General features: G+C 64.1%; 21 protein-coding genes and 2 tRNA genes. 18 read left to right on the forward strand and 5 right to left on the reverse strand.

The annotated features are described in order from the left end of the window. The first annotated feature begins 502 nt into the window (after positions 1-502). From dnaN to CH286_RS08510, 14 genes are all read left to right on the forward strand, one after another. The gene (dnaN, locus tag CH286_RS08445; protein ID WP_032378757.1) at positions 503-1,687 is read left to right on the forward strand and encodes a DNA polymerase III subunit beta; all 1,185 of its coding nucleotides are present in this window, start codon (positions 503-505) and stop codon (positions 1,685-1,687) included. Between the two features lie 65 nt (positions 1,688-1,752). Then, on the forward strand, positions 1,753-2,676 hold the full coding sequence (gene gnd / locus CH286_RS08450; RefSeq protein WP_032401664.1) for a phosphogluconate dehydrogenase (NAD(+)-dependent, decarboxylating): 924 nt from the start codon (positions 1,753-1,755) through the stop codon (positions 2,674-2,676). Further along, positions 2,677-3,927: a DNA replication/repair protein RecF gene (gene recF / locus CH286_RS08455; RefSeq protein ID WP_094608932.1), complete on the forward strand. Its 1,251-nt coding sequence runs from the start codon at positions 2,677-2,679 to the stop codon at positions 3,925-3,927. After that, entirely contained in the window at positions 3,924-4,487 is a 564-nt protein-coding gene (locus CH286_RS08460) for a DUF721 family protein (RefSeq protein WP_032378760.1), read from the forward strand. The genes recF and CH286_RS08460 overlap by 4 nt, the downstream gene beginning before the upstream one ends. A 167-nt stretch (positions 4,488-4,654) precedes the next feature. Beyond that, complete coding sequence (locus tag CH286_RS08465) at positions 4,655-5,572, forward strand: metal-dependent hydrolase (protein ID WP_094608933.1); 918 nt, start codon at positions 4,655-4,657, stop codon at positions 5,570-5,572. 32 nt (positions 5,573-5,604) lie between these two features. Then, on the forward strand, positions 5,605-6,702 hold the full coding sequence (locus CH286_RS08470; RefSeq protein ID WP_441347114.1) for a PDR/VanB family oxidoreductase: 1,098 nt from the start codon (positions 5,605-5,607) through the stop codon (positions 6,700-6,702). 256 nt (positions 6,703-6,958) lie between these two features. Then, positions 6,959-9,001 carry a DNA topoisomerase (ATP-hydrolyzing) subunit B gene (gyrB, locus tag CH286_RS08475; protein ID WP_032401659.1) on the forward strand — a complete coding sequence of 681 codons (2,043 nt, stop codon included), beginning with the start codon at positions 6,959-6,961 and terminating at the stop codon, positions 8,999-9,001. Positions 9,002-9,068: 67 nt separating this feature from the next. Then, the gene (gyrA, locus tag CH286_RS08480; RefSeq protein ID WP_037152149.1) at positions 9,069-11,612 is read left to right on the forward strand and encodes a DNA gyrase subunit A; all 2,544 of its coding nucleotides are present in this window, start codon (positions 9,069-9,071) and stop codon (positions 11,610-11,612) included. Beyond that, complete coding sequence (locus CH286_RS28145; protein WP_255182613.1) at positions 11,613-12,995, forward strand: DUF3566 domain-containing protein; 1,383 nt, start codon at positions 11,613-11,615, stop codon at positions 12,993-12,995. It abuts the gene before it with no gap. Between the two features lie 109 nt (positions 12,996-13,104). Further along, positions 13,105-13,178, forward strand: a tRNA-Ile gene (locus tag CH286_RS08490). Positions 13,179-13,368: 190 nt separating this feature from the next. Continuing rightward, positions 13,369-13,441 (forward strand) — tRNA-Ala (locus CH286_RS08495). Between the two features lie 412 nt (positions 13,442-13,853). Further along, a complete protein-coding gene (locus CH286_RS08500) occupies positions 13,854-14,804 on the forward strand; it encodes an acyl-ACP desaturase (protein ID WP_094609094.1) in 951 nt (316 codons plus the stop codon). 239 nt (positions 14,805-15,043) lie between these two features. Beyond that, positions 15,044-16,009, forward strand: a complete 966-nt coding sequence (locus tag CH286_RS08505) for a GGDEF domain-containing protein (RefSeq protein WP_032401656.1) — start codon at positions 15,044-15,046, stop codon at positions 16,007-16,009. A gap of 126 nt (positions 16,010-16,135) precedes the next feature. Further along, entirely contained in the window at positions 16,136-17,767 is a 1,632-nt protein-coding gene (locus tag CH286_RS08510; protein ID WP_094608935.1) for an alpha/beta hydrolase, read from the forward strand. Here CH286_RS08510 and CH286_RS08515 read toward each other — a convergent pair. Then, positions 17,762-18,142 (reverse strand): hypothetical protein, encoded by a 381-nt coding sequence (locus CH286_RS08515; protein ID WP_094608936.1) that lies wholly within the window; start codon positions 18,140-18,142, stop codon positions 17,762-17,764. The genes CH286_RS08510 and CH286_RS08515 overlap by 6 nt on opposite strands. An 82-nt stretch (positions 18,143-18,224) precedes the next feature. Here CH286_RS08515 and CH286_RS08520 point away from each other — a divergent pair, with 82 nt between their 5' ends. Both CH286_RS08520 and CH286_RS08525 read left to right on the forward strand, forming a co-directional pair. After that, positions 18,225-18,761 carry a peptidylprolyl isomerase gene (locus tag CH286_RS08520; RefSeq protein ID WP_094609095.1) on the forward strand — a complete coding sequence of 179 codons (537 nt, stop codon included), beginning with the start codon at positions 18,225-18,227 and terminating at the stop codon, positions 18,759-18,761. Positions 18,762-18,785: 24 nt separating this feature from the next. Next, positions 18,786-19,715 (forward strand): rhomboid family intramembrane serine protease, encoded by a 930-nt coding sequence (locus CH286_RS08525; RefSeq protein WP_037152154.1) that lies wholly within the window; start codon positions 18,786-18,788, stop codon positions 19,713-19,715. 97 nt (positions 19,716-19,812) lie between these two features. Here the strand turns inward: CH286_RS08525 and CH286_RS08530 are convergent, their stop codons facing one another. Beyond that, positions 19,813-20,298 (reverse strand): PH domain-containing protein, encoded by a 486-nt coding sequence (locus CH286_RS08530; RefSeq protein ID WP_094608937.1) that lies wholly within the window; start codon positions 20,296-20,298, stop codon positions 19,813-19,815. Positions 20,299-20,334: 36 nt separating this feature from the next. After that, positions 20,335-20,598 carry a cell division protein CrgA gene (gene crgA / locus CH286_RS08535; protein WP_032378768.1) on the reverse strand — a complete coding sequence of 88 codons (264 nt, stop codon included), beginning with the start codon at positions 20,596-20,598 and terminating at the stop codon, positions 20,335-20,337. Between the two features lie 202 nt (positions 20,599-20,800). Here crgA and CH286_RS08540 point away from each other — a divergent pair, with 202 nt between their 5' ends. Further along, positions 20,801-21,544 (forward strand): DUF881 domain-containing protein, encoded by a 744-nt coding sequence (locus CH286_RS08540; protein WP_032401654.1) that lies wholly within the window; start codon positions 20,801-20,803, stop codon positions 21,542-21,544. Between the two features lie 13 nt (positions 21,545-21,557). After that, complete coding sequence (locus tag CH286_RS08545) at positions 21,558-22,199, forward strand: aminodeoxychorismate/anthranilate synthase component II (protein WP_032402037.1); 642 nt, start codon at positions 21,558-21,560, stop codon at positions 22,197-22,199. Positions 22,200-22,207: 8 nt separating this feature from the next. Here the strand turns inward: CH286_RS08545 and pknB are convergent, their stop codons facing one another. After that, a complete protein-coding gene (pknB, locus tag CH286_RS08550; protein ID WP_032401653.1) occupies positions 22,208-24,145 on the reverse strand; it encodes a Stk1 family PASTA domain-containing Ser/Thr kinase in 1,938 nt (645 codons plus the stop codon). Next, on the reverse strand, positions 24,142-25,518 hold the full coding sequence (locus CH286_RS08555) for a serine/threonine-protein kinase (protein ID WP_032378771.1): 1,377 nt from the start codon (positions 25,516-25,518) through the stop codon (positions 24,142-24,144). The genes pknB and CH286_RS08555 overlap by 4 nt, the downstream gene beginning before the upstream one ends. Positions 25,519-25,520: the final 2 nt, after the last annotated feature.

Genomic DNA, 25,520 nt, shown 5'->3' on the forward strand with positions numbered 1-25,520 from the left:
GGCGCCGATTCTCGACTCGATGTCGATCTGTTTTTCGGGCGTCGACCATTGATTCACACCTGTGGATAACCATGTGGACAACATCGAAGTTCTGGGGATGGAGTGTGGGCGCCTGTGCACCGATGGGATTCGTCCACAGGCAGCCGCGCGTCAATCGCATATTGGTCCCGAATTCATCCCCACGACACCACGCGAGGCGACCAGCAGATCCAACCGTCCGTGCACAGATTGCACAGGACCTATTAATACTTCTGTTTTCTCCTTGAAAGAACTTCTTTGAAAACAGGTGTTGGGGAACGATCCGTTCACAGGCCCGAAGAGATCACCCGAATCCCACGTACGGCTCGAACCTCGAGCTTTCGTCTCGGGTTCGGAGGGCATACGGTGTGCTTGCGCTGGATGTGCCACACTCGTCGTTGCATCGGTTCGAGCCGCAACCTTCGTGGTTGCACCGCTCCGGCCGTGAGGACGAACGCCACCGAACGAGAGGAAATGCCGAGCGATGGAGCTTGGAAGTTTGAAGTTTCGCGTTGCTCGTGAAGATTTTTCCGATTCCGTGGCGTGGGTGGCCCGTAGCCTCCCGTCACGGCCGCCCGTTCCCGTTCTCGGTGGAGTTCTTCTTGCCGCCGATGAGCAGGGTCTGACGGTCTCCGGATTCGACTACGAGGTCTCCGCTCAGGTCAAAGTCTCTGCCGAGGTAGCCACGGCAGGCCGAGTTCTGGTGTCGGGCAAGCTACTTGCCGACATCACCAAGTCGCTGCCGAACAAGCCGGTCGACGTCACGGTCGATGGAACCCGCGTTCTGGTCAACTGCGGAAGCGCCAAGTTCTCCCTGCCGACGATGCCGGTGGAGGACTACCCGCAGCTCCCCGAGTTGCCCAGCAACACCGGTTCGCTGGCCGGTGATGTCTTCTCCGAGGCAATTGCCCAGGTCGCCATCGCGGCGGGCAAGGACGACACGCTTCCCATGCTCACCGGTATCCGCGTGGAGATCGACGGCACCAACGTCGTTCTCGCTGCCACCGACCGTTTTCGGTTGGCGGTTCGTGAGGTGGAGTGGGCTCCCGCCGGGGCCGACACCACCACCGCGGTGCTCATCCCGGCCAAGACCTTGTCCGAGTCGGCGAAGACTCTGGGCGGTAACTCCGGCTCGCCGGTCGAACTGGCTCTCGGCTCCGGTTCGTCCATCGGCAGCGACGGTTTGTTGGGCATCGTCAGCGACGGGCGCCGCACCACCACGCGCTTGCTCGATGCCGAATTCCCGAAGTTCCGTCAGTTGCTGCCGGCCGAGCACACTGCGGTGGCCACTCTCGAGATCGCATCGCTGGTCGAGGCGATCAAGCGTGTGGCTCTGGTGGCCGAGCGCGGTGCGCAGGTCCGCCTGGAATTCAACGCCGACGGTGTACTGCTGTCCGCAGGTGGCGACGATGCCGGTCGCGCCGAGGAAGCTCTGCCTGCCGACTTCCAGGGCGAAGCGCTGACCATTGCCTTCAACCCGGGATACCTCATCGACGGGTTGTCCTCGCTGCACAGCGAGAAGGTGACGTTCGGGTTCACGACGCCGAGCCGGCCTGCAGTGTTGCGTCCGACGTCGGACGAAGAACTGGTGGCCGACGACGCAGGTAAGTTCGCGGCGCCGAAATCCGAATACACGTATCTGCTGATGCCCGTCAGGCTGCCGGGCTGATCCTGCCTGGTTACTGTTGGACCCGCGGGAACTTTCGCACCTGACACAGACAAGGACGCGTCATCATGCAGCTCGGCTTGGTCGGTCTCGGAAAAATGGGCTTCAACATGCGCGAGAGGTTGCGCGAGCATGGTCACGAGGTCATCGGCTACGACCCCCGACCGGAGGTGACGGACACCCCGTCGTTGGCCGGTCTGGCTCAGGCGTTGACGGCACCGAGGGTGGTGTGGGTGATGGTTCCATCCGGCCAGATCACCCGCGATACGATCACAGGCCTGGCTGAGGTTCTCGAGCCGGGCGATCTGGTGATCGACGGTGGAAACTCACGATTCACCGATGACAAGCCCAATGCAGAGTTGTTGGACGCCAAAGGAATCGGCTACGTCGATGCCGGTGTATCCGGTGGTGTGTGGGGCTTGAAGAACGGCTACGGGTTGATGGTCGGCGGTCAGGACGAGCACGTCGCCCATGCGATGCCGATCTTCGACGCCTTGCGTCCGGAAGGCGAACGCGCCGACGGATTTGTTCACGCCGGCCCGGTCGGCGCAGGCCACTACTCGAAGATGGTGCACAACGGCATCGAATACGGATTGATGCAGGCATACGCCGAGGGCTACGAGATCCTCGAAGCGGAAGAGCTCGTGCAGGACGTACAAGGTGTGCTGCGGGCGTGGAGCAAGGGCACGGTCGTGCGTTCCTGGTTGCTCGATCTGTTGGTCGAAGCACTCGGTCAGGATCCGGAATTCAGTGCGATCTCCGGATACACCGAGGACTCCGGTGAGGGTCGTTGGACCGTCGAGGAAGCTATTCGCCACGCCGTACCCGCTCCGGTGATCTCTGCCGCGCTGTTCGCGAGATTCGCTTCGCGACAAGAGGATTCGCCGGCAATGAAGGCCGTCTCGGCTTTGCGCAACCAATTCGGTGGGCACGCGGTCAAGAAGGCAGATGCCGACGAGACCCTGCGCGCACCGGCCCCGAAACACGAGTAAGTGTTCGTCCGGTCTCTGCAGCTACACGACTTCCGATCCTGGGACGACGTCACCGTCGACCTGGGACCGGGCTCGACCGTGTTCGTGGGACCGAACGGGCACGGCAAGACCAACCTGCTCGAGTCGCTCAACTATCTGTCGACGTTGTCCTCGCATCGCGTGTCGACGGACGCTCCGATGATTCGGGCGGGTGCTCCCAAGGCGTTCCTGGGCAGCGCCGTGGTCAATCACGGTCGTGAGCTGATCATCGATGTGGAGCTGCTCGAGGGCAAGGCCAACAAGGCTCGGATGAACCGCTCGCCGTTGCGACGACCGCGGGAGATTCTGGGCGTGTTGCAAAGTGTGTTGTTCGCTCCCGAAGATCTGTCGCTCGTGCGTGGCGATCCCGGCGAGCGTCGACGGTATCTGGACGAACTGCTCACCAGCCGAATTCCTCGAATGGCCACTGTCCGTGCCGATTACGACAAGGTTCTGCGTCAGCGCTCGGCACTGCTCAAGACGGCCAGCGGGTCGTTGCGTCGAGGATCGTCGTCGAGCGACGGTGCGAGTGCTCTGGCCACCCTCGATGTGTGGGACGGGCATCTCGCGGCGCACGGAGCTCAATTGCTCGCTGCCAGAATAGGTTTGGTACACGAGCTGATGCCGTTCGTGCAGCAGGCCTACGGGTCCATCGCGCCCGAATCGCGACCCGCGACACTGTCCTATCGCTGCAGCCTTGCCGAAGCATTGCCGCCGGAATTCTCCGACGCCGGCCGAGCCCCGTTACCGGACGACGTCGATGTGCTGGAAGCTGCTTTCCTGCACCAACTCTCGGTGATGAGACAGCGAGAAATCGAACGAGGAGTATGTCTGGTGGGTCCACATCGGGACGATGTGGAGTTGATGCTCGGTGATCAGCCCACCAAAGGTTTTGCCAGCCATGGTGAATCGTGGTCGTATGCTCTGTCGTTGCGGCTGGGGTCCTTCGGCCTGTTGCGCGAGGACGGCACGGATCCCGTGCTGATGCTCGACGACGTGTTCGCCGAACTCGACCGAAAGAGGCGTGCTGCGCTCGCGACGGTGGCGGCCGGTGCCGAGCAGGTGTTGATCACGGCCGCGGTACCGGAGGACGTACCACCCGAGCTCGATGCCCGTCGCTACGGCGTCGAAGCACAACAGAGCTCGGAATCCGGTGCAGCAGGGCGTATCTCGCGTATCACGGATCTGTCGGTCACCGTCGACGCCGCACGCGAGGAGAGTGAGGTTCGATGAACGACGACGAAGGCGCATCCGCAGACAAGGGCGAGACGCCGGAGTTGAAGGGCGTCGATCTCGCGCGTCGTGCACTGGAGGACGCGCGCGCCGCGGCCAAGGCCAGTGGCAAGTCGGTGGGGCAAGGGCGGTCGTCTCCGACGGGTGGCGTCCGTGCGCTGCGGGGGCGTCGGCGACGGGGTTGGTCGGGAGCCGGGCCCGACGACCGAGATCCGCAGGCATTCGGTGCCCTCGCCAATTCGATCGCGTCCAAGCGTGGATGGTCGGCCAAGGTGTCCGAAGGTGCAGTGTTGGGGCGGTGGGCCAGCGTCGTCGGTGAGGACATCTCGGCGCACGCCGACCCCACTGGGCTCAAGGACGGAGTGCTCAGTATCTCCGCCGAGTCGACGGCATGGGCGACGCAACTGAGGCTGATGCAGTCGCAGATTCTGGCGAAGATCGCCGCGGCGGTGGGCCACGGTGTGGTGACCTCACTTCGTATCACCGGGCCGACCACGCAGAGCTGGCGAAAAGGTGAACGTCACGTCCGCGGTCGGGGTCCCCGAGACACCTACGGATAGTGATTGTTCCCAAAGTCGGGTTGTCGTAGTGCCTGGTCCACGTGATCCTCAACAGATGTTGGGGGCACTGTTGCTGTGAGACTGTCGGTGTGCGTAGCGTGATTCGGAACACGCGACGGTCGGGGGACCGAATACTGTTACACGCGGCCATCGGACGAGGAGAAGTTGTGTCTGCACCTACGAAGAAGGCGTCGACAACGGCGGTCGACGTCGATGGGACCCCCGAAGACAGAGTGGTTCTGCACGCTCGGAACGTCGAATTCGATTGGAAGACCCTGCCGCTGCACTATATGGACGGCAATCCGCTGGCCACGCACCTGATCAACGTGATGCACCTGCTTCTGCCCGAGGGCGAGGAGTGGTTCGTGCGCACGTTCAAGGAGGCGTTGCCGCTGATTCACGACGATCAGTTGCGCGACGACGTGATCGGCTTCATCGGCCAGGAAGCCATGCACGCACAGGCCCACACCGATGTCCACGACCAGCTTCGTGCACACGGCATCGATGTCGATCCATATGTGGATCAGATGAAGTTCCTGTTCGGCCGTGCTCTCGGTAATCGTTCGGGCCACGGACAGAACAGTCTGGTCGAGCGGCTCGCCCTGATCGCTGCAGCCGAGCACCTGACCGCGTTCCTCGGCGACTGGGTTCTCAATGCGAAGGAGCTCGACGCCGCCGACGTCCACCCGGTGATGCTGGACCTGCTGCGTTGGCACGGTGCCGAGGAAGTCGAACATCGTTCGGTGGCATACGAGGTTATGCGCTACTTCGACGTCAGGCCGGCACGGCGGATTCGTACCTACGTCGTCATTGCACCCACCCTCGTCTGGTTCTGGACGCGCGGCGTTCGCTACCTGATGAGCCAGGATCCGACGTTGGCGCATCTGTCGCCGAAGCAGCGCACGCCGTCGTTCCGCGAGTTCCGACGAGTGGCCAAGGCTGGTCTGTTTCCTACCCCGATGTCCATGGTCAAGGCGTCGTTGCGGTACTTCAAGAGCACCTATCATCCGTCCCAGGAAGGCTCGACGGCTCAAGCCGTGCAGTATCTCGCCACCTCCCCGGCGGCGCGGTCCGCTGATCGATGACCAGACGCACGTTGCGGAGCAAGCTCGGCGCAATGGCTCAGAAGGTCGACTCGTTTCGAGTAGGTCGTACGATTCCTCGGAATCTGTACGGGCGTGACGAGCCGGATCAGACGGTGTCTCTGGTCACCGACGCGCTCGACAAGTGGTTCGCCCTACTCGACAACGAGAAGTACGACGATTCGTTCGCGGCACCTCCGGTAGCGCGCACCCGAGAACTGACGCTGGTCTCCCGGGAGGTGCTCTGCGTCGACGAGCAGGTGGTGCTGTTGACCTTTGCCGCGGCCGACGGGTCTGCTCTGCCGGCGTGGGCGCCGGGGATGCACCTGGATTTCTACCTTCCGTCCGGTCGTCGACGTCAGTACTCACTGTGCGGTCTGCCGAGCGAGAACACGTACTCGATCGCAGTGCGGCTGGTGCCCGACGGCGGCGGTGGATCTCCGGAAATGCATGCTCTGACGGTAGGCACGCACGTGTCGATTCGGGGACCGCGCAACGGATTTCCGTTCGTCCCGTCCGAACATGCTGTGTTCGTGGCGGGCGGAATCGGTATCACCGCGATCATCTCGATGGTGCGCAGAGCTCGTGATCTCGGGATGGACTGGCACTTCGTCTACTGCGGTCGCTCGCGTGAGTCGATGCCGTTCCTGGACGAGATCGCCGGCTGGGATCCGGCACGGGTCACCGTTCGCACCGACGACGTGGAGGGCATGCCGTCGAGCATGGATCTGCTCGGATCGACGGCGCCCGGCGGATCGGTCTACGTATGTGGTCCGCCGCCCATGATCGATCTGGTTCGCGCGTCGTTCGATGCCCTCCCGGCCACACATCTGCACTTCGAGCGCTTCTCGCCGCCGCCGGTGAAGAACGGTACGGAATTCGAGGTGCAGCTCGTCGACTCGGGACAGATTCTGTCTGTCGGTGCGGAAGAGACTGCGCTGCATGCCATTCGACGGGTTCGGCCCGATATCGCGTACTCGTGCCAGCAGGGGTTCTGCGGTACCTGTCGGGTGCGAGTACTCAACGGAACACCGCAACACCGAGAGAATCGCCTCACGTCCGAGGAGCAGAAGAACGAGATGTTGATCTGTGTGTCGCGTTCGGACGGACAGCGGATCGTTCTCGATCTGTAGCCGAATCGCCGGTTTTACCCTTCATCTTTGCCGTCCGGTATCGAAAAAATGCGTCTGTGAAGCAATCAGGGGCCTTTTAGGGGTGTCATCGTGCCCATGCTGTCGCAGCCAACCAGTACTATGGACCGGTACGACATCAAGCCCGGAACAAACGCATGGAACGCGCACGGTCGAAAGACCGTGCCGACCCTCTGCGGTAGCACCTGGTACAGGTGTGAGCGGGGTAGTGGACGCGTAGAAGGAGAACCAGCTAACCGTGGCTGCCCAGAAGTCAGGTAACAGTGAGAACAGCAAGGATTACGGCGCGTCTTCCATCACGGTCCTCGAGGGCCTGGAAGCAGTTCGTAAGAGGCCCGGCATGTACATCGGTTCCACCGGTGAACGAGGCCTGCACCACCTGATCTGGGAGGTCGTCGACAACTCCGTCGACGAGGCCATGGCCGGTTATGCCTCCACCGTCGACGTCACCATCCACGAAGACGGCAGCGTCGAGGTCAAGGACGACGGCCGCGGTATCCCCGTCGCCATGCACTCCTCCGGTGTTCCCACCGTCGAGGTCGTCATGACCCAGCTCCACGCAGGCGGCAAGTTCGACTCCGACTCCTACGCCGTCTCCGGCGGACTGCACGGCGTCGGTATCTCCGTCGTCAACGCCTTGTCCACCAAGGTCGAATTGCAGATCGCGCGTGACGGGCACCGCTACAAGCAAACCTACGACTACGCAAAGCCCGGCCCTCTCGAGACTGTCGGAGACACCAGCGAGACCGGCACCACGGTTCGCTTCTGGGCCGATGGCAAGATCTTCGAGACCCTGGACTACAGCTTCGAGACCGTGCACCGTCGCCTGCAGGAGATGGCGTTCCTGAACAAGGGACTGACCATCAACTTCACCGACGAGCGTGTCGCAGCGACCGACGCGACCGAGGAAGAGCTCGGTGAGACCGCCGAGGCGCCCAAGACCGCAGAGGAAGAGCAGGCCGACGCGGCCAACGCGAAGCCGGCCAAGGTGCGCAAGCGGACGTACCACTACCCGGACGGCCTGGTCGACTTCGTCAAACACATCAACCGCACCAAGACTGCGATCCACAATTCTGTCGTCGGCTTCACCGGCAAGGGTGAGGGCCACGAGGTCGAGATCGCGATGCAGTGGAACGCCGGTTACTCCGAATCGGTGCACACCTTCGCCAACACGATCAACACGCACGAGGGCGGTACCCACGAAGAGGGCTTCCGCACCGCTCTGACGTCGACGGTGAACAAGTACGCGATCGAGAAGAAGCTGGTCAAGGAGAAGGACGTCAAGCTCACCGGTGACGACATCCGTGAGGGCTTGGCTGCCGTCATCTCGGTGCGGGTCGGCGAGCCGCAGTTCGAGGGACAGACCAAGACCAAGCTCGGTAACACCGAGATTCGCTCGTTCGTGCAGAAGGCCTGCAACGAGCATCTCTCGCACTGGTTCGAGTCCAACCCCGCCGACGCCAAGACCATCATCAACAAGGCCGTCTCGTCCGCACAGGCGCGGATGGCTGCCCGCAAGGCACGAGAGTTGGTGCGGCGCAAGAGCGCAACCGACATCGGCGGCCTGCCGGGCAAGCTGGCCGACTGCCGTTCCAACGATCCGAGCAAGTCCGAGATCTACATCGTGGAGGGCGACTCCGCAGGCGGCTCGGCAAAATCGGGCCGCGACTCGATGTTCCAGGCGATCCTGCCGTTGCGCGGAAAGATCATCAACGTCGAGAAGGCTCGCATCGACCGCGTCCTCAAGAACAACGAAGTCCAGTCGATCATCACCGCGTTCGGCACCGGCATCCACGACGAGTTCGACATCACCAAGCTGCGCTATCACAAGATCGTGCTGATGGCCGACGCCGACGTCGACGGCCAGCACATCTCGACGCTGTTGATGACCCTGCTGTTCCGGTTCATGCGTCCGCTGATCGAAAACGGTCACGTGTATCTCGCAATGCCGCCGCTGTACAAGCTCAAGTGGAGCCGCGGAGAGCCCGATTTCGCGTACTCCGATCGTGAGCGCGACGGACTGCTCGAAGCCGGTATCGCCAACAAGCGCAAGATCAACGTCGAAGACGGCGTCCAGCGGTACAAAGGCCTCGGCGAGATGAACGCCAAGGAACTGTGGGAAACCACCATGGACCCGGCAGTGCGAGTGCTGCGTCTGGTCACCCTCGACGACGCCGCTGCTGCAGACGAACTGTTCAGCGTGCTGATGGGCGAGGACGTGTCCGCACGCCGAAGCTTCATCGCCCGCAACGCGAAAGATGTTCGCTTTCTTGACGTTTAGTCCTTCCCTTCACGCGCCGACGAGTGCTCTCGGCGCGTGAAGGTGACCGTTTCTCGAGGAGATTTGCATGTCTGACATCACCGAACCGCCGGTAGGACCCCCGCCGGGTTCGACCACCAATGCCGAGGGTGGAGACCGGATCGATCCGGTCGACATCCAGCAGGAAATGCAGCGCAGTTACATCGATTACGCGATGAGCGTCATCGTCGGCCGTGCATTGCCCGAGGTCCGCGATGGTCTCAAGCCGGTGCACCGACGCGTGCTGTACGCGATGTACGACTCGGGCTTCCGTCCCGACCGCAGTTACGTGAAATCCGCACGCCCCGTTGCCGAAACGATGGGTAACTACCACCCCCACGGCGACACCTCGATCTACGACGCGCTCGTGCGTCTGGCTCAGCCGTGGTCGATGCGCTACCCGTTGGTCGACGGCCAGGGCAACTTCGGTTCGCGCGGCAACGACGGCGCCGCCGCCATGCGATACACCGAGGCGCGCCTGACCCCGCTCGCAATGGAGATGCTGCGCGACATCGACGAGGAAACCGTCGATTTCATCCCCAACTACGACGGCAAAACCCAAGAGCCGACGGTACTTCCGTCGCGTGTCCCCAACCTGTTGATGAACGGCTCCAACGGCATCGCCGTCGGTATGGCCACCAACATCCCCCCGCACAACCTGCGTGAACTCGGCGACGCGGTGTTCTGGGCCCTCGACAACTTCGAGGCCGACGAGGAAGCGACCCTCGCGGCCTGCATGGAGCGCGTCAAGGGTCCCGACTTCCCCACCCACGGCCTCATCGTCGGCGGTCAGGGTATTCAGGATGCGTACTCGACCGGACGCGGTTCGATCCGCATGCGCGGTGTCGTCGAGATCGAGGAAGACTCCAACGGTCGCACCACGATCGTCATCACCGAGCTGCCGTATCAGGTCAATCCGGACAACCTGATCACCTCGATCGCCGAGCAGGTCCGCGACGGCAAGCTGTCCGGTATCTCGAAGATCGACGACGAGTCGTCCGATCGCGTCGGTATGCGCATCGTGGTCACGATCAAGCGCGACGCCGTCGCGAAGGTCGTGCTCAACAACCTCTACAAGCACTCGCAGCTGCAGACCAGCTTCGGTGCCAACATGCTCTCGATCGTCGACGGCGTTCCGCGCACTCTGCGTCTGGACCAGATGATCCGCTTCTACGTCACTCATCAACTCGATGTGATCGTGCGGCGCACCCGGTACCGGCTGCGCAGAGCCGAGGAACGCGCCCACATTCTGCGCGGACTCGTCAAGGCGCTCGACGCGCTCGACGAGGTCATTGCCTTGATCCGCGCGTCGCAGACGGTGGATCTCGCCAAGCAGGGCTTGATCGATCTGCTCGATATCGACGAGATCCAGGCCCAGGCCATTCTCGACATGCAGTTGCGCCGCCTGGCGGCTCTCGAGCGCCAGAAGATCATCGACGAGTTGGCCGAACTCGAGCGGACCATCGCCGACTTGCAGGACATCCTGGCCAAGCCGGAGCGTCAGCGCCAGATCGTGCGCGACGAACTTGCCGAGATCGTCGAGAAGTTCGGTGACGACCGTCGAACGCGCATCATCGCCGCCGACGGCGACGTCAACGACGAGGATCTGATCGCCCGGGAGAACGTGGTCGTCACGATCACCGAGACCGGATACGCCAAGCGCACCCGAACCGATCTGTACCGCTCGCAGAAGCGCGGCGGCAAGGGCGTGCAGGGTGCCGGCCTCAAGCAGGACGACATCGTCAGCAAGTTCTTCGTCTGCTCGACGCACGACTGGATCCTGTTCTTCACCACCAAGGGCCGCGTCTACCGGGCCAAGGCGTACGAACTGCCCGAGGCGAACCGAACGGCTCGCGGACAGCACGTTGCCAACTTGCTCGCGTTCCAGCCCGACGAGCGCATCGCGCAGGTCATCCAGATCAAGACGTACGAGGATGCTCCCTACCTGGTGCTCGCCACCAAGGGCGGTCTGGTCAAGAAGTCACGGCTGACCGACTTCGACTCCAACCGCAGCGGCGGCATCGTGGCGGTCAACCTGCGCGGCGAGGACGAATTGGTCGGCGCAGTCCTGGCCTCTTCCGACGACGATCTGCTGCTCGTCTCGGCCCAGGGTCAGTCCATCCGGTTCTCCGCCACCGACGAGGTGCTGCGACCCATGGGCCGCGCGACGTCCGGTGTGCAGGGCATGCGATTCAACGGTGAGGACGAGCTGCTCTCGCTCAACGTCGTCAGCGAGAACAAGTTCCTGCTGGTCGCGACGTCGGGTGGCTACTCCAAGCGCACTGCGATGGAGGATTACCCGCAGCAGGGCCGCGGCGGAAAGGGAGTACTGACAATCCAGTACGACCCCAAGCGTGGCACGCTGGTGGGAGCTCTCATCGTCGACGACGAGGACGAGCTGTATGCCATCACGTCCAGTGGTGGCGTCATTCGGACTGCTGCCAAGCAGGTCCGGAAAGCCGGCCGACAGACCAAGGGCGTGCGGTTGATGAATCTCGGTGAAGGCGACACACTGCTCGCGATCGCGCGCAACGCCGACGAGATCGAACCGGATGCCGTGGGCACCGAAGACGATGCAGCGAAGGAGTCGTAAGTGAGCACTCCCAACCGGCCTGGTAGCAGGCCCGGCCCCAGCGGCGCACCGGACGGCCGCGAGGTGCCGCGGGCCGAACAGCCCGCGCGGCCTGCGCCGCCCGAGGGAGCTCGTCCGGGTAGCCGCCCGCAGCCTGCCGCTCGTCCGGCACCCGCTGCCGGCCGCGGACCGGCTCCCCAGGGGAACTCCCGGCCGCCGGTGCGTCCGGCACAGGGTGCTCCCAACGGCCCGGCACGACCGACACAGGGCCCGCCCCCGCAGCGGCCGCCTGCACCTCAGGGACCTGCTCCTCAAGGACCCCCTGCACCTCAGGGACCGCCGCCGCAGACTTCGCCGGGAGCGGCACAGCAGGGCCCCCCGTCGGCTCGGCCGGTTCAGCCCGGTTCCGGCCAGCCCACTGCGGATCGACCAGCAAACGGTCAGCCCCCACAGCGACAGGCGCCGCCGGCAGGACCGCCGTCTCGTCCGGCTCCGCCGCGGGGCCCGGCACCCACCGAGGTGTCGCGCGCACCGGAGGGGTCGGCCGAGGGCGGCGGTGACGCGACTCGCGCCAATCGATCGGTTCCCCCGGCTGCTCGCGAGCAAGACCACTCCGCACCGGCCGCCACCCAGGCAATGCCTGCTCAGCCGGTCGAGGGTCCGCAGGGCGGGTCGGGAACGCCGCCGTGGCAGCGTGGTGCCGGTCAGCGTCCGCCGCAGCAGGGCACGGAGGACCGTCAGCAGCCGCAGAACCAGCCGCAGACCAATCTCTCCGGTCGAGGCGCAGCCCTTCCACCGAATGCTGAATTCGACCGGTCTGCCCGCACGACGGCCGAGCCCGTTCAGCGTGAGTCCACCGAGGACAAGACCGAACGGCGCGAGGCCGCTCGGTCGAAGGCAGCGGTGATCGACGGGCCGACCCGTCATATCGAACGCAAGGATCTGGCAAAGGACATGCCCGATCTGTCCGCCGTCCGGCATCCCGAGCAGAGCCAGGCCGACCGCGCCGCGCCCGCCGCCATCACGGCAGTGCCCAGCGCGGACGGCAATCCTTTGCGCGCAACCATTCAGATCCGCAAGATCGATCCGTGGTCGACGCTCAAGATTGCGCTCGTCATCGCGGTGTCACTGTTCTTCGTCTGGATGGTGGCCGTCGGCCTGCTGTACGCCGTGCTGGACGGTATGGGCGTATGGGACCGGCTCAACAGTGCGTTCACCGAGATCGTCAACGAATCCGGTGACGGTGGACTCGTCAGCGCCGGACAGGTGTTCGGCTACGCAGCGGTGATCGGTGTGATCAATGTCGTACTCTTCACCGCTCTCACCACAATCGGCGCATTCATCTACAACCTGTCGTCGGACCTGGTCGGTGGCGTCGAGGTGACGCTGGCAGACCGCGACTGACCTGCACAACGAGTAGCCGTATCGGGCCGTTTTGGAAGACAGCGGCCCGATACGGTAATCTCATCCCTCGGTTCGAGGAGAGGAATTCTTCGGCCGAAAGCAGTGATGAGGGCCTATAGCTCAGGCGGTTAGAGCGCTTCCCTGATAAGGAAGAGGTCGGAGGTTCAAGTCCTCCTAGGCCCACACCGAACGAACGAAAAGAGGCAGGACGTGAAAATCCTTCTTCTCGTCGCATCGGTGGTGATCGCAGTGCTGACAGTATCGAAGGTGCGCTCGACGCGCAGCTCGGACGGTGTCTGGCACAGTATCTCCACCGGGTGACAATCGCTCGGATCGAACGTGTAATGTTCGTGCACGTTCAACCGCAACACCCGGGGCCTTAGCTCAGTTGGTAGAGCGCTGCCTTTGCAAGGCAGATGTCAGGAGTTCGAATCTCCTAGGCTCCACAACAAAAGGACGTCCACTTCGTGGGCGTCCTTTTTCGTGTTCGCACCCGCACTGGCGGCCCAAGTCCACTCGATGTGCCATTGACCCCCGAAAAGGCCACCACATGTGACATCGAGTGCCGAGGAAGCCCGGGGATCCGAGGCGGGCCGATCGCGAGGGTTGTGACCGCACCCAAGGGTGCTCGTCGCCGGCGCCCACATGTCCAGACCCTCGACTGTTTTGTTTCGCATTCGGAGCGTGGTCCTTAGCGTTGTCGGTGTGCAAGAACGTCGGTCGCACGACCGGCGTGAACGGTCGCGACGGCACACCGCAGGGGGGTGTGCCGTCGCTGCTGTCCTGGCGGACATTGTTCGCCCCTGTCTCGAATCGATTGTCGGTTCGGGCACCTCGATGTTCGAAGGAGCCCCGCAGATGACACGTGTTCTCGATCATGAAGAGCTGTTGACCGAACTCGACGGCACCCTGGAAGCCAACTTGAACCGCCATCTGTCGATGGCGAAAGAATGGCATCCGCATGACTACGTTCCGTGGGATCTGGGCCGGAATTTCGCGGCGATGGGTGGGGAGGACTGGTCTCTCGAGCAGTCGTCGTTGTCGGAACTGGCCCGCACGGCGATGATCACAAATCTGCTCACCGAGGACAATCTGCCGTCGTATCACCGGGGATTGGCAGACAATTTTTCGTTGGACGGTGCCTGGGGTACGTGGGTGGGGCGTTGGACCGCAGAAGAAAATCGCCACGGGATCGTGATGCGCGATTATTTGGTGGTGACGCGTGCAGTCGACCCGGTGGAGTTGGAGCGGGCTCGGATGCACCACATGACTGTTGGCGTGGATGCGCCGATGGACGGGGCAAACTTCCTGCATTCGGTTGCATATGTGACGTTCCAGGAGTTGGCGACTCGGGTGTCGCATCGTAATACGGGGTTGGCGTGTGGTGATCCGGTGGCGGATCGAATGTTGGCTCGAGTTGCTGCGGACGAGAATCTGCACATGATCTTCTATCGGAACCTCGGTGAGGCGTCGTTGGATCTTGTGCCCGATCAGATGGTTCGCGCCATCGCCGATGTCGCAATGGACTTCCAGATGCCCGGCCTGAACATGCCGAATTTCCGCAAGAACGCCATGATTCTGGCCAAGAATGGAATCTATGATCTCCGGCAGCATCTGGACGAAGTCCTGATGCCGGTGCTGCGCAAGTGGAAGATCTTCGAGCGCAACGATTTCACCGGTGAGGGCGAGCGGGATCGTGATCGGCTGGCTGCATTCGTCGAGGACTTGGAGTCCAAGGCGACCAAGTTCGAGGAGTCGAGGGATCGACTGCTCGCCAGGGAGGCTGCGCGCGCCGAGAAGGCGTCCTGACCTGCTGCGTCTTCCCCGCGCAGAGTCGTGGTCGCGCCTCGAAGGTGTTAGAGTCCGGGCATCGTTTGGGTCATGTGAGGCGATGGCCGTAGTGCGTGGGGAGGGCCGATGGTGCCTGGGGGGTATCAGGTGAGTGGTGTGGTCCGGTTCGGTGTGCGTTGCCGCGAGCACGAGCAGGCATTGCCCGACGCAACCGGCACCGACTGGTGAGCAGGCCGAGGTTCGACGAGTCCGGCCGCATGCTCGCGGTTTTCGCGGCTGTGACCACCGTCCTGTACGCCGCGAGCGCCGTCGCCTCGTGGTCCAATCTGTCCGGTCCCCAGCAGGTTCTGGCGGCGCTGGCCATGCTGATGGGCCCATTGGCGATCGTGGTTCTGGTGCGGGCGGGTGTGCCGAGCCCCAAACGAGCGGTGGGTTGTGCGACAGCGCTGTCGGTGGTGGGACTCGCGTGTGCGCTGGGTAGCAGCGACACCATGCCTGCCTTCTTGATCTGTGTGCAGGCCGCGATGTTCCTCGGAATGCACATCGGCGCCTTCTGGTCCGAGCGAAACGCCGGCATCTGGGTTGCGGTACTTGCTGTTTCAGCAGTGATCGGTGCCGCGATCGCGCCGTACGGAACACCGTTCATCTCCTACATTCTCGTCGCTCTCGGAATTGTCGGTGCCACCGAGGTGTTCGGTGTCTTCGCACGCCGGATGCGGTATTTCTCGACCCACGACGCATTGACCGGACTTCTCAACCGCTTCGGTTTCGAGTCCAAGATCGAGAAGATGCTTCCGGCCTGCGCTGCCCGCGGACTCTCGGTCAGCCTGGCGGTGCTCGATCTCGACAATTTCAAGGAGATCAACGACGAGTACGGCCACATCGCGGGTGACGTGCTCCTGACTCGGGTCTCGAAAGCGTGGAAGGGGCAGCTGACCAAACGAGATGTTCTCGGTCGCCTCGGTGGAGACGAGTTCGTGTTGTTCATGCCCGGGGTTCTCGAGAAAGAAGCCTTGCAGATCATCGATCGGTTGCGCCGTGCCCATCGGGCCGAATGGAGCGTCGGCCTGGCGTGCATGCCCGCCGGTCGTCGTTGGGGTGAGATCTATCGGGCAGCCGACGCAGATCTTTACCGGGCCAAGCGAAGCAGGCCGCCTCGGACCAGTCGCCCGACCGACCCGGGAGACGGCTTCAGCGGACCGGTTCACAGAATCGCGCGGTGACGTGCACAGGACTCCTCAGCTCGCGTTGATCCCCAGATTTCATCCACAGGCTGGGGATAGATTTCACGGCCGGGCTCGTCTGTCGCGTTGACTCGTCGGATACGACGACGCTGCGGGGGATTCACGATGGTCACACTCGACGAGTTCAGATCGTGGAACAGCCGTGAGTTGATCACGGCCTCCGACGGTCTGATGCGGCAGTGGCGCGAACTTGTCGTCGTACATGGTTCGTTCGTGGACGCCGTGTTCGGCGACGACTGGGTCGGTGCGGCCGCCGATGCTGCCCGAGAGGCGATGAGAGGCGTCCGATCCGATGTACGCGGTTCCTCCGACGAGCTGCTCCGGATCGCGAGCTGCGTCGCCGACGCCTCGATCGACATGGCGAGCCTGATCGCAGCTCTGCGCACGGTGGAGCAGGAGGCCGGCGAATCTCGGTTCGGAATCCACTCCGACGGTTCGGTGACCGACACGGTCGGGTCGTACTCGGTTGCGCTCTCGGACCTATGGTCGACGACGCGGGATCGTCGGCGTCTCCGTGAGGAGTTGGCGGCGCGCGTCTCTCAGTTGATCCGCACGGCAACGGCTTTCGACGAGACCCTTGCTCGACGCCTCGCCGGGGGAACCCCGGAGATACAGGTCGCGACCGCAGTTGCGGCCTCGGTGACCCCGGGCGCAACTCCGACTGCCAATTCTGCGTTCTGGAGCGCGCTCTCGCCTGCTGCGCGAACCAGGTTGATGGTGGAGCAGCCCGCGCTGATCGGCAGTCTCGACGGTCTGCCGGGGCGGGTGCGAGACAGTGCCAATCGGCGGGTTCTGGCCGCTGAGCGTGTTCGCCTCCTCGCTGTCGAGGCCGAGTTACGGAAGGAGTTGGACGACAACATGTTCGGAGGAATCTTCAGCGACGCAGATGCGGGGCTGGAACAGACGCGCAAGCGACTTCGGTCGCTCGATGCGATCGAATCTGTCCTTGCGCAGGGAGATCGGCAGCTTCTGGTGTTGGACAACTCCTCGTACGAGGAGACCACAGCGGCTGTTGCGGTGGGTGATGTCGACACAGCCACGCATGTGGCCGTGTTCGTACCCGGTCTCGGATCGACCGTGCACGGAGACCTCGAGAGCTACGACGGCGATATGGAAGGATTGCAATCGACTGTGCAGCAACTATTTACAGGAGATCAGGCTGAGAGTGCGGCGGTCGTGACGTGGATGGACTACCAGGCCCCCCAACTCGGCTGGGGACTGCTCGATCCTGACCGAACCGTGATGTCCCCGCTGGCAGCGGAAGCGGGGGCAGATCGGCTCGGTCCATTTCTGGACGGACTCGACGCAGCTCGTGCGAGCGATCCGCACCTGTCGGTGCTGGCCCACTCGTACGGATCGCTCACCGCGGCGTCGGCGCTTCGAGCCGACACCGGGGTCGACGACTTCGTGGCGCTCGGGTCCCCAGGACTGGGCACGCACACGGTCTCGGATCTTCGGCTACCCGACGGACACGTGTTCTCCGCCGAAGCCGGTGGCGATATCGTCGCCGACCTCGGTGCCTTCGGCCCAGACCCAGGCGCGATGGACGGGGTCACGCTGCTCTCGACCGATCACTCCGACGGCCGCAGCGGATCGATCGGTCACAGCGACTACTTTGCCGAGGGATCGACCAGTCGTCACAACGCCGCGCTTGTCGTGGCCGACCGCAGCGAGGACGCCGTGGTCAGAACCAGGCCGGCATTGTTCGACCTGCTGCAAAAGATTCTGTATCTATGACGAGCCCTCGTCGTAGTCGGCCAGGCTCGGCGGAACGTCGGCGGGCGGAGGTACCTCGTTTCGGCGACGGCCGAGGTAGAACACGACACCACCGATCACGGCAGCGGCAACCCCGAACACCAGAACGCGGCGCTTGTTTCCCGACTTCGGGTCGACCGTCAGAGCCGTCCTGGTGAGGTTGGCTTCGGCGATCCGTTCCGCAGTCGCGACGCGACGCTGTGCAGCCTGTTTGCGTGCCAGACCGTAGCCGCGCTTGGCGAACAGCAGACCCACTCCGGCAGGGCCCTTGCTCACGGCGGAAGCGGCGCCGAGCAGCGCCGATGCCGCCGTGCCGGTGGAGGAGTGAACCTGCTCGGTTTTCGTAGTGCTCGTCATACCCTCACTGTTCCACAACAGCACCCCGATCGACCCTCCCGATACACCACCTGTGAACTACCCGAACGCCCGAGATGGCACGATGGTGGGCGTGACTTCACCAAACAAGACCCAAACGGCAACGCTGCACACCAACCGCGGCGACATCGTCATCGAACTGTTCGGCAATCACGCCCCCAAGACCGTCGCGAACTTCGTCGGTCTCGCGGACGGGTCGAAGGAATACACGACGCAGAACGCGTCGGGTGCCAAGACCGGACCGTTCTACGACGGCGCAGTCTTCCACCGCGTCATCGACGGTTTCATGATCCAGGGCGGCGACCCGACCGGCACCGGCTCCGGTGGACCGGGCTACAAGTTCGAGGACGAGTTCCACCCCGAGCTCTCGTTCGATCGCCCGTACCTGCTGGCCATGGCGAACGCAGGCCCCGGCACCAACGGCTCGCAGTTCTTCATCACCACCGGCAAGACCCCGCACCTCAACCGCAAGCACTCCATCTTCGGTGAGGTCACCGACGAAACGTCCAAGAAGGTCGTCGACGCGATCTCGAGCACCCAGGTCGGCCGCGGCGATCGTCCGGTCGACGAGGTCGTCATCAACAGCGTCACGATTGCCTGATCTAGTTCCACAGAAAGATTCACGATGACGAACCCCGGCTGGGGTGGCCCGTACGGCGACCAACCCAACCCACCCCAGTCGGTGTGCGTCCGACATCCCGACCGCCCCACGGGCCTGGCATGCTCGCGCTGCGGTCGCCCGGCGTGCCCGCAGTGCTTGCAGGCCGCCGCTGTAGGTCAGCATTGCGTGGATTGCGTGCGGGAGGGCAACAAGAACGTCCGCACTGCGCAGACGGTCGCCGGAGCGCCGGTCACGCGATCTGCCAAGACCCCGTTGACCTACGCGTTGATCGCGATCAACGTCGTGGTCTTCGGCATCACTGCCGCTCAGTCCGGCAATGTCACCAGCAACTTCACCGGCTCTGCTCTGGCTCAGGCGTGGTCTCTTAACAGTTTGCTCGTGGCGAACGGTGATGTATTTCGCCTCATCGGCAGTGGATTCGTGCACATCGGGCCGATTCATCTGCTGGTCAACATGTTCGCGCTGTATCTCATCGGTCGCGACGTCGAACTGGTCCTGGGCCGCAGCAGGTATCTCGCCGTCTATTTCCTGTCGCTGCTCGGCGGTAGCGCGTCGGTCATGGTGTTCGAGAACCCGCTGTCTCTCACCGCCGGCGCTTCCGGTGCGGTGTTCGGGCTCCTGGGTGCCCAGGCCGTCATCCTGCTCAGGCTCAAGCGAAGCCCGGCGCCGGTTCTGATCGTCATCGCACTCAACATCTTCATCAGCATCTCGATCCCCAGCATCTCGCTGTGGGGTCATATGGGCGGACTCGTCGCCGGTGCCGCCGCCACCGCCGGTTTGGTGTTTCTCCCCAACCGACGCCGCGGACCGGAGAGTGGACGTACATCGGCCGGTGTGTCCATGGCCTGGATCTCGGTGATCGCTGTCGCTCTGGTGACCCTCGGCATCATCGCGGTACGAATGCTCGACCTCCGCGCGCAGATGGGCATCTGACCGCCCGCCCTGTGCCGACCCGAGTCCACTCGATGTGCCATTGACCCCCGAAAAGGCCACTGAACGTCACATCGAGTACCCCCGGGCCGCTCGGCGATCAGGAGTTGGGTGGCACCAAGCCGCGTGTGTTCAGGGCGTCGAACACATCCCGTGGGTCGGTGCCGAGGTCCCATCTGCCGAAGATGATCAGTCGGTCGTCGTCCTCGCCGGGTGGGCGGATGTCGAGTTCGAGCATCGGGACGCGTCGGCCGAGTCGTGGGTAGCGCACTATTTTGACGCGCACGATGTCGGCGCGGGAGAACGTGCGTATGCCGCCGAGGCGTTTCATCGTCAATGACCCGTCGCGCGTGATGGCCAGACGGGGACGCTGTGCGGCGGCGAGTGCCGCGATCACCCACATTCCGACGGCTGCCAGTCCGACGAGGAACGTTCCCGCGGCGTCGGTGGAGGACAACACGGCACCGATTCCGAGGGCAAAACCGCCCACGACCAGTGCTGCGATGGCGACGACGGGTGTTGCCCAGCGCTCTTCGTACACACCCTGTGGATCGTTCGAGAAGTTATCCACAGGGTTTATCCACATTGGGGATGAATGACATCGGTGTAACTCGCTCGCCTGTCAGCGCCACCGCATGGTCATGACGAGCCCGACGACCATGAAGCCGAAGCCGATCAGGAAGTTGTAGGCGCCGAGGTTTCCGATGAATGCGATGTCGTCCGCAGCGAGGTAGTAGACGATCAGCCACAGCAGGCCGACCAGCATGAATCCCAGCATCAGGACCACGTACCAGACCGGAGACGGTCCGGCGTTGACCTTCACCGGCGTGCGGTTCGCCGGGTTGATCGTGTAGTCGTTCTTCTTCCGTACCTTCGACTTCGGCATTGCTTCCTCTTCGCGTTCTTGACGGCTGTCGGTCCTGCGACCGACCTGTGGACAACTGACGACGGGAACCTGTGGATCGACGGGTGTCGCGCATCCCCAGGCTATTGTCTCCTCGAGGACCGTGACAGTGATCGACCCGGTTGCTGTACACGCTAACCCAGGTGAGCCCAGCACCGACCCACCGGACAAATTGCGAGCACCCGTGACACGACGATCGACCCGCGCCGACACCCGCTGGTGGGTTCTCGCCGTCGCGGTGTGTGCAGTCGTCGGCCTGCTGCTCGGTACCACCAGACATATCTCGGACGGCACCGAACTGCGCAGCGGGGACACCACCCGTCTGGCCGATCTCGTCGACGCGGCTCGTGGCAGCAGCGAGGATGCCCAACGCAGCAGGGACGCGCTCGAGCAACAGGTCGACACGATCCAGCAGCGCACCGCCTCCGGCGACACCGACGTCGCCGACGCGTTGGCCCGCATCGATTCCCTCGCCGACGCGGCGGGACGCGAGGCCGCGTCCGGTGCCGGACTGACCGTGACGATGGCCGACGCGTCCCGGGGCCCCGACGGCGCGTATGCATCCGACGCCTCGCCCAACGATCTGGTGGTCCATCAGGTCGACGTGCAGAGCGTGCTCAACGCGTTGTGGGCCGGCGGTGCCTCGGCGATCGCGATGCAGGATCAGCGGCTGGTGGCCTCGTCCGCTCCGCGCTGCATCGGCAACACCTTGTTGCTCGGCGGCCGGACGTACAGTCCGCCGTACGTGATGACCGCGATCGGCGACCAGGACCGGCTGCGCGCAGCGTTGAAGAACGAGCCCGGCGTGCGGTTGTACGAGCAGTACGCGCTGCGCTACGGCCTGCGCTACGACGTCGAGACCTCCGCGGACGTCTCGGTGCCCGCATACACCGAATCGGTGCGCATGCGGTATGCGCAGCCACGCTGAGTACGCTGTCGACATGCGCATTCTCGTCGTCGACAACTACGACAGCTTCGTCTTCAACCTCGTCCAGTACCTGGGCCAGCTGAACGTCGATGTCGAGGTCTGGCGCAACGACGACGAACGGCTCACCGATCGCGATGCGGTCGCGGCCCAGTTCGACGGAATTCTGCTCAGCCCCGGGCCGGGTACGCCGCAGCGCGCCGGTGCCACGATGGATCTGGTGTCGGCCGCCGCCCGCGCGAAGACGCCGCTGCTGGGAGTCTGTCTCGGACACCAGGCCATCGGAGCCGTGTTCGGTGCGACCGTCGAGAAGGCCCCGGAACTCCTGCACGGAAAAACGAGTCTCGTGCATCATTCGGGCGTCGGGGTGCTCGAAGGGATGAACGATCCCTTCACCGCCACTCGGTACCACTCACTGACCGTCCGTGCAGACACCATTCCGGCGGAACTCGAGGTCATCGGTCGCACCGAGTCGGGTCTCGTGATGGCCATGCGGCACACCGAGCTGCCGATTCACGGGGTTCAGTTCCACCCGGAATCCATCCTCACCGAGGGCGGGCACCGTATGCTGGCGAACTGGCTCGCCGTCTGCGGCATGCCCACCGACTCCGGCCTCGTCGCCAAGCTCGAAGCTCAGGTATCCGAAGCCTTCGCGTGAGTTAGCGATCAGCCGGTGGGAATCCCCAGCGCGCCGATGCTCACGGAGAGAGTGTCGGTCTTGCTGATCTCCGAGCCTGCGGGCTGAGTCTGGTTGACGATTCGCCCGACCATCAGCGGGTCGAGCGTCGACTGCCTCGACGTCGACAGGTTGGACGCGGTCCCGGTCCATCCCGCCGATTCCAGTGCCGTCAGGGCCTGAGCTTCGGTGAGTCCGGACAGGTCCGGCATCGGGATCTTGTCACCGTTCGAGACCCGCAGCGTGACGACGGTGTTCTCGGCGATGTTGGTTCCTCCGGCGGGATCGGTCGACACGACCTGACCCACCGGCTGCGAGGAATCGATGTTCTGGACCTGCACGCGGAGGCCGGCGCCCTCGACGTTCGGCTGTGCGACGTCGACGAGCTGGCCGACGACGTTGGGCATGCGTACCTGCGCCGGTCCGGATCCCAGGGTGATGCGCACCTGTGAGTTGGCGTTCATGCTCACGCCCGACGACGGATTCTGCTCGACGACCTTGTCCAGGTTCTCCGGCGTCGACGGTGCACGGGCGATCGTGGGATCGAGTTCGAGTCCCACCTCGTTCAACGCGTCGGACGCCTGCTGTTGCGTTCGACCGGTCAGTCGCGGAACCTGCACTTGCTGAGGTCCGGAGGACACGTCGAGCGAGATGGCTCCGGGTGACTCGGTCTGCGACCCGGCCGCCGGATTGGTACCGATCGCAGATCCTTCCGGCACCGACGCATCGGGCTTCTCCTGGATCGTGACCCGGAGTCCGACGTCTTCGAGCTGGCGTTGGGCTTCGTCCGCGGCCAGTCCGACGACGGTCGGCACCGTGACGGTCTTGGGGTCCGCACCGGGTCCGAGCGACCACAGGAAGGCACCGACGATGGCGACGACGATCACGGCCGCGACCGAGACGAGCCCGATCTTCAGGCCGCGTCGGCTCTGGCGCTCGTCGTCGGGTCCGGCGTGCCGCGAGGGGCGCGATGCTTCGGCGGCCGCAGCGGGCTTGTCCCGTCCGGAGAAGTCGGCCTGACGGGAGTCGACCGAACCCAGAATCGTGGTGCGGTCCTCGTCGTTCATGACCATCGGCGCGCTCGGCCGTTGACCACCGAGAACGCGAACCAGATCGGTACGCATCTCGGCAGCGCTCTGGTAGCGGTTGGCCGGATTCTTGGCCATCGCCTTGAGAATGATCGAGTCGAGTTCGCGCGGCACAGTGTCGTTGACGAGCGAAGGTAGCTGGGGATCCTCGCGCACGTGCTGGTAGGCGACGGCGACCGGTGAGTCTCCTTTGAACGGCGGTTCTCCGGTGAGGATCTCGAAGAGTACACAGCCGAGCGAGTAGACGTCCGATCGAGCGTCGACCTGTTCGCCGCGCGCCTGTTCGGGAGAGAGGTACTGCGCGGTTCCGATCACGGCGGCGGTCTGGGTCATCGGCGACGAGGAATCGGCGATGGCGCGCGCGATGCCGAAGTCCATCACCTTCACAGCGCCGGCGTTGTTGATCATGATGTTCGCGGGCTTGACGTCGCGGTGCACGATGCCGTTGCGGTGGCTGAAATCGAGCGCGGCACAGACGTCGGCGATGACCTCCATGGCCCGGCGCGGCGGCATGGGTCCTTCGGCGCGGACGATATCGCGCAGGGTGTCGCCGTCGACGTATTCCATGACGATGAACGGGAGCGGACCGGCTTCGGTCTCGGCTTCACCGGTGTCGTACACGGCGACGATGGCGGGGTGATTCAAGGCAGCAGCGTTCTGGGCCTCGCGTCGGAACCTCAGGTAGAACGTGGGGTCGCGGGCGAGATCGGCGCGCAGGACCTTGATGGCGACGTCACGGTCGAGTCGGGTGTCCCTGGCCAGATGGACCTCGGACATACCGCCGAAACCGAGTATCTCGCCCAGCTCGTAGCGAGAGGAGAGCGTACGGGGAGTCGTCATCGTTGTCCTTGTGGCTCTTGCTGAAACGGATTCTCGAATAGCGGCCGGGGGGTAGTGGTCGTCGTCTGCGTCGGCTCCTCCGACGTCGTGGTGGGGCTCGTCGTCGTGGTGGTGGGTTCGGTGGTCGTGGTGGTTGTTGTTGTGGTCGTCTCTTCGGTGGTCGTCTCTTCGGTGGTGGTCGTCGTGGGCTCGGTGGTCGTCCGAGTGGTCGTGACCGGCTGCGTCGTGGTGGTCGGCGGCACGAACGGCGTCTGCGTGTCGTCTCGGCCCCCGGTCAGCAGTACGTAACCGCCGATGAGGATGGCGAGCAACAGCAGGGCGCCGCCACCCCAGGCGAGTGCCTTCTGCGCCGAGGACATTCCGGTGGGCTCGGGCACAGCTGCAGCAGCCGTTCCGGTGGCCGGTCCGCGGTACTCGCGTTGGGACGTCGGCATCATCTGGGTGCTCGACGGCGGAGGCGGCTGCGGACTCGGCACGACGCCGGGCATCATCACCCGGCCGGTGCCCGAGCCGCGGGAGTTCCCGGGTGCAGGGGGTCGGCGACCCGCGCGGACCGCGGCGACCGCGTCGGCGAATTCGCCGCCGTTGGCATAGCGCGTGGCCGGGTCCTTGACCATCGTGATCTCGATGAGTTCGCGAACGGCAGGCGGCAGGTCGACCGGCATCGGTGCCGGCTGTTCACGGACGTGCTTCATCGCGACGGTGAGGGCACCGTCTCCGACGAACGGCCTCGTGCCTGCGAGCACTTCGTATCCGACGACGCCGAGCGAGTAGACGTCGGAGGCCGAGGTGGCCTCCTCGCCGAGTGCCTGCTCGGGCGCGATGTACTGCGCGGTGCCCATCACCATTCCGGTCTTGGTCACCGGGGACGCGTCGACGGCCTTGGCGATGCCGAAGTCGGTGATCTTGACCTGCCCGGTGGGGGTGATCAGGATGTTGCCGGGCTTGACGTCACGGTGCACGACGCCTGCCGTGTGTGCGATCTGCAGAGCGCGGCCGGTCTGCTCGAGCATGTCCAGGGCATGGCCGAGTGGCAACCTGGACATACGGCCCAGCACTGCGTTCAGCGGTTCACCGTTGACCAGTTCCATCACGAGGTAGGCCAGTGATTCGCCTGCGCCGTCGCGAGTCTCGCCGTAGTCGTAGACACCGGCGATCCCCGGGTAGTTCAGCTGCGCTGTGGTGCGAGCCTCGAACCTGAAGCGCTGCAAGAACTCCGGGTCTTCGGAGAACTCGGCCTTGAGTACCTTGACCGCCACTCGGCGATCGAGACGATTGTCCATCGCCTCCCACACCTGCCCCATACCGCCGGTGGCGATGAGGCGCAGCAGTCGATAGCGCTGGGCGATTACGGCTCCGTTGCTCAATGGCACCT

Origin of the sequence: Rhodococcus sp. WWJCD1 (assembly GCF_002258735.1) — a bacterium.
In the GTDB taxonomy this organism is placed as follows: domain Bacteria; phylum Actinomycetota; class Actinomycetes; order Mycobacteriales; family Mycobacteriaceae; genus Rhodococcoides.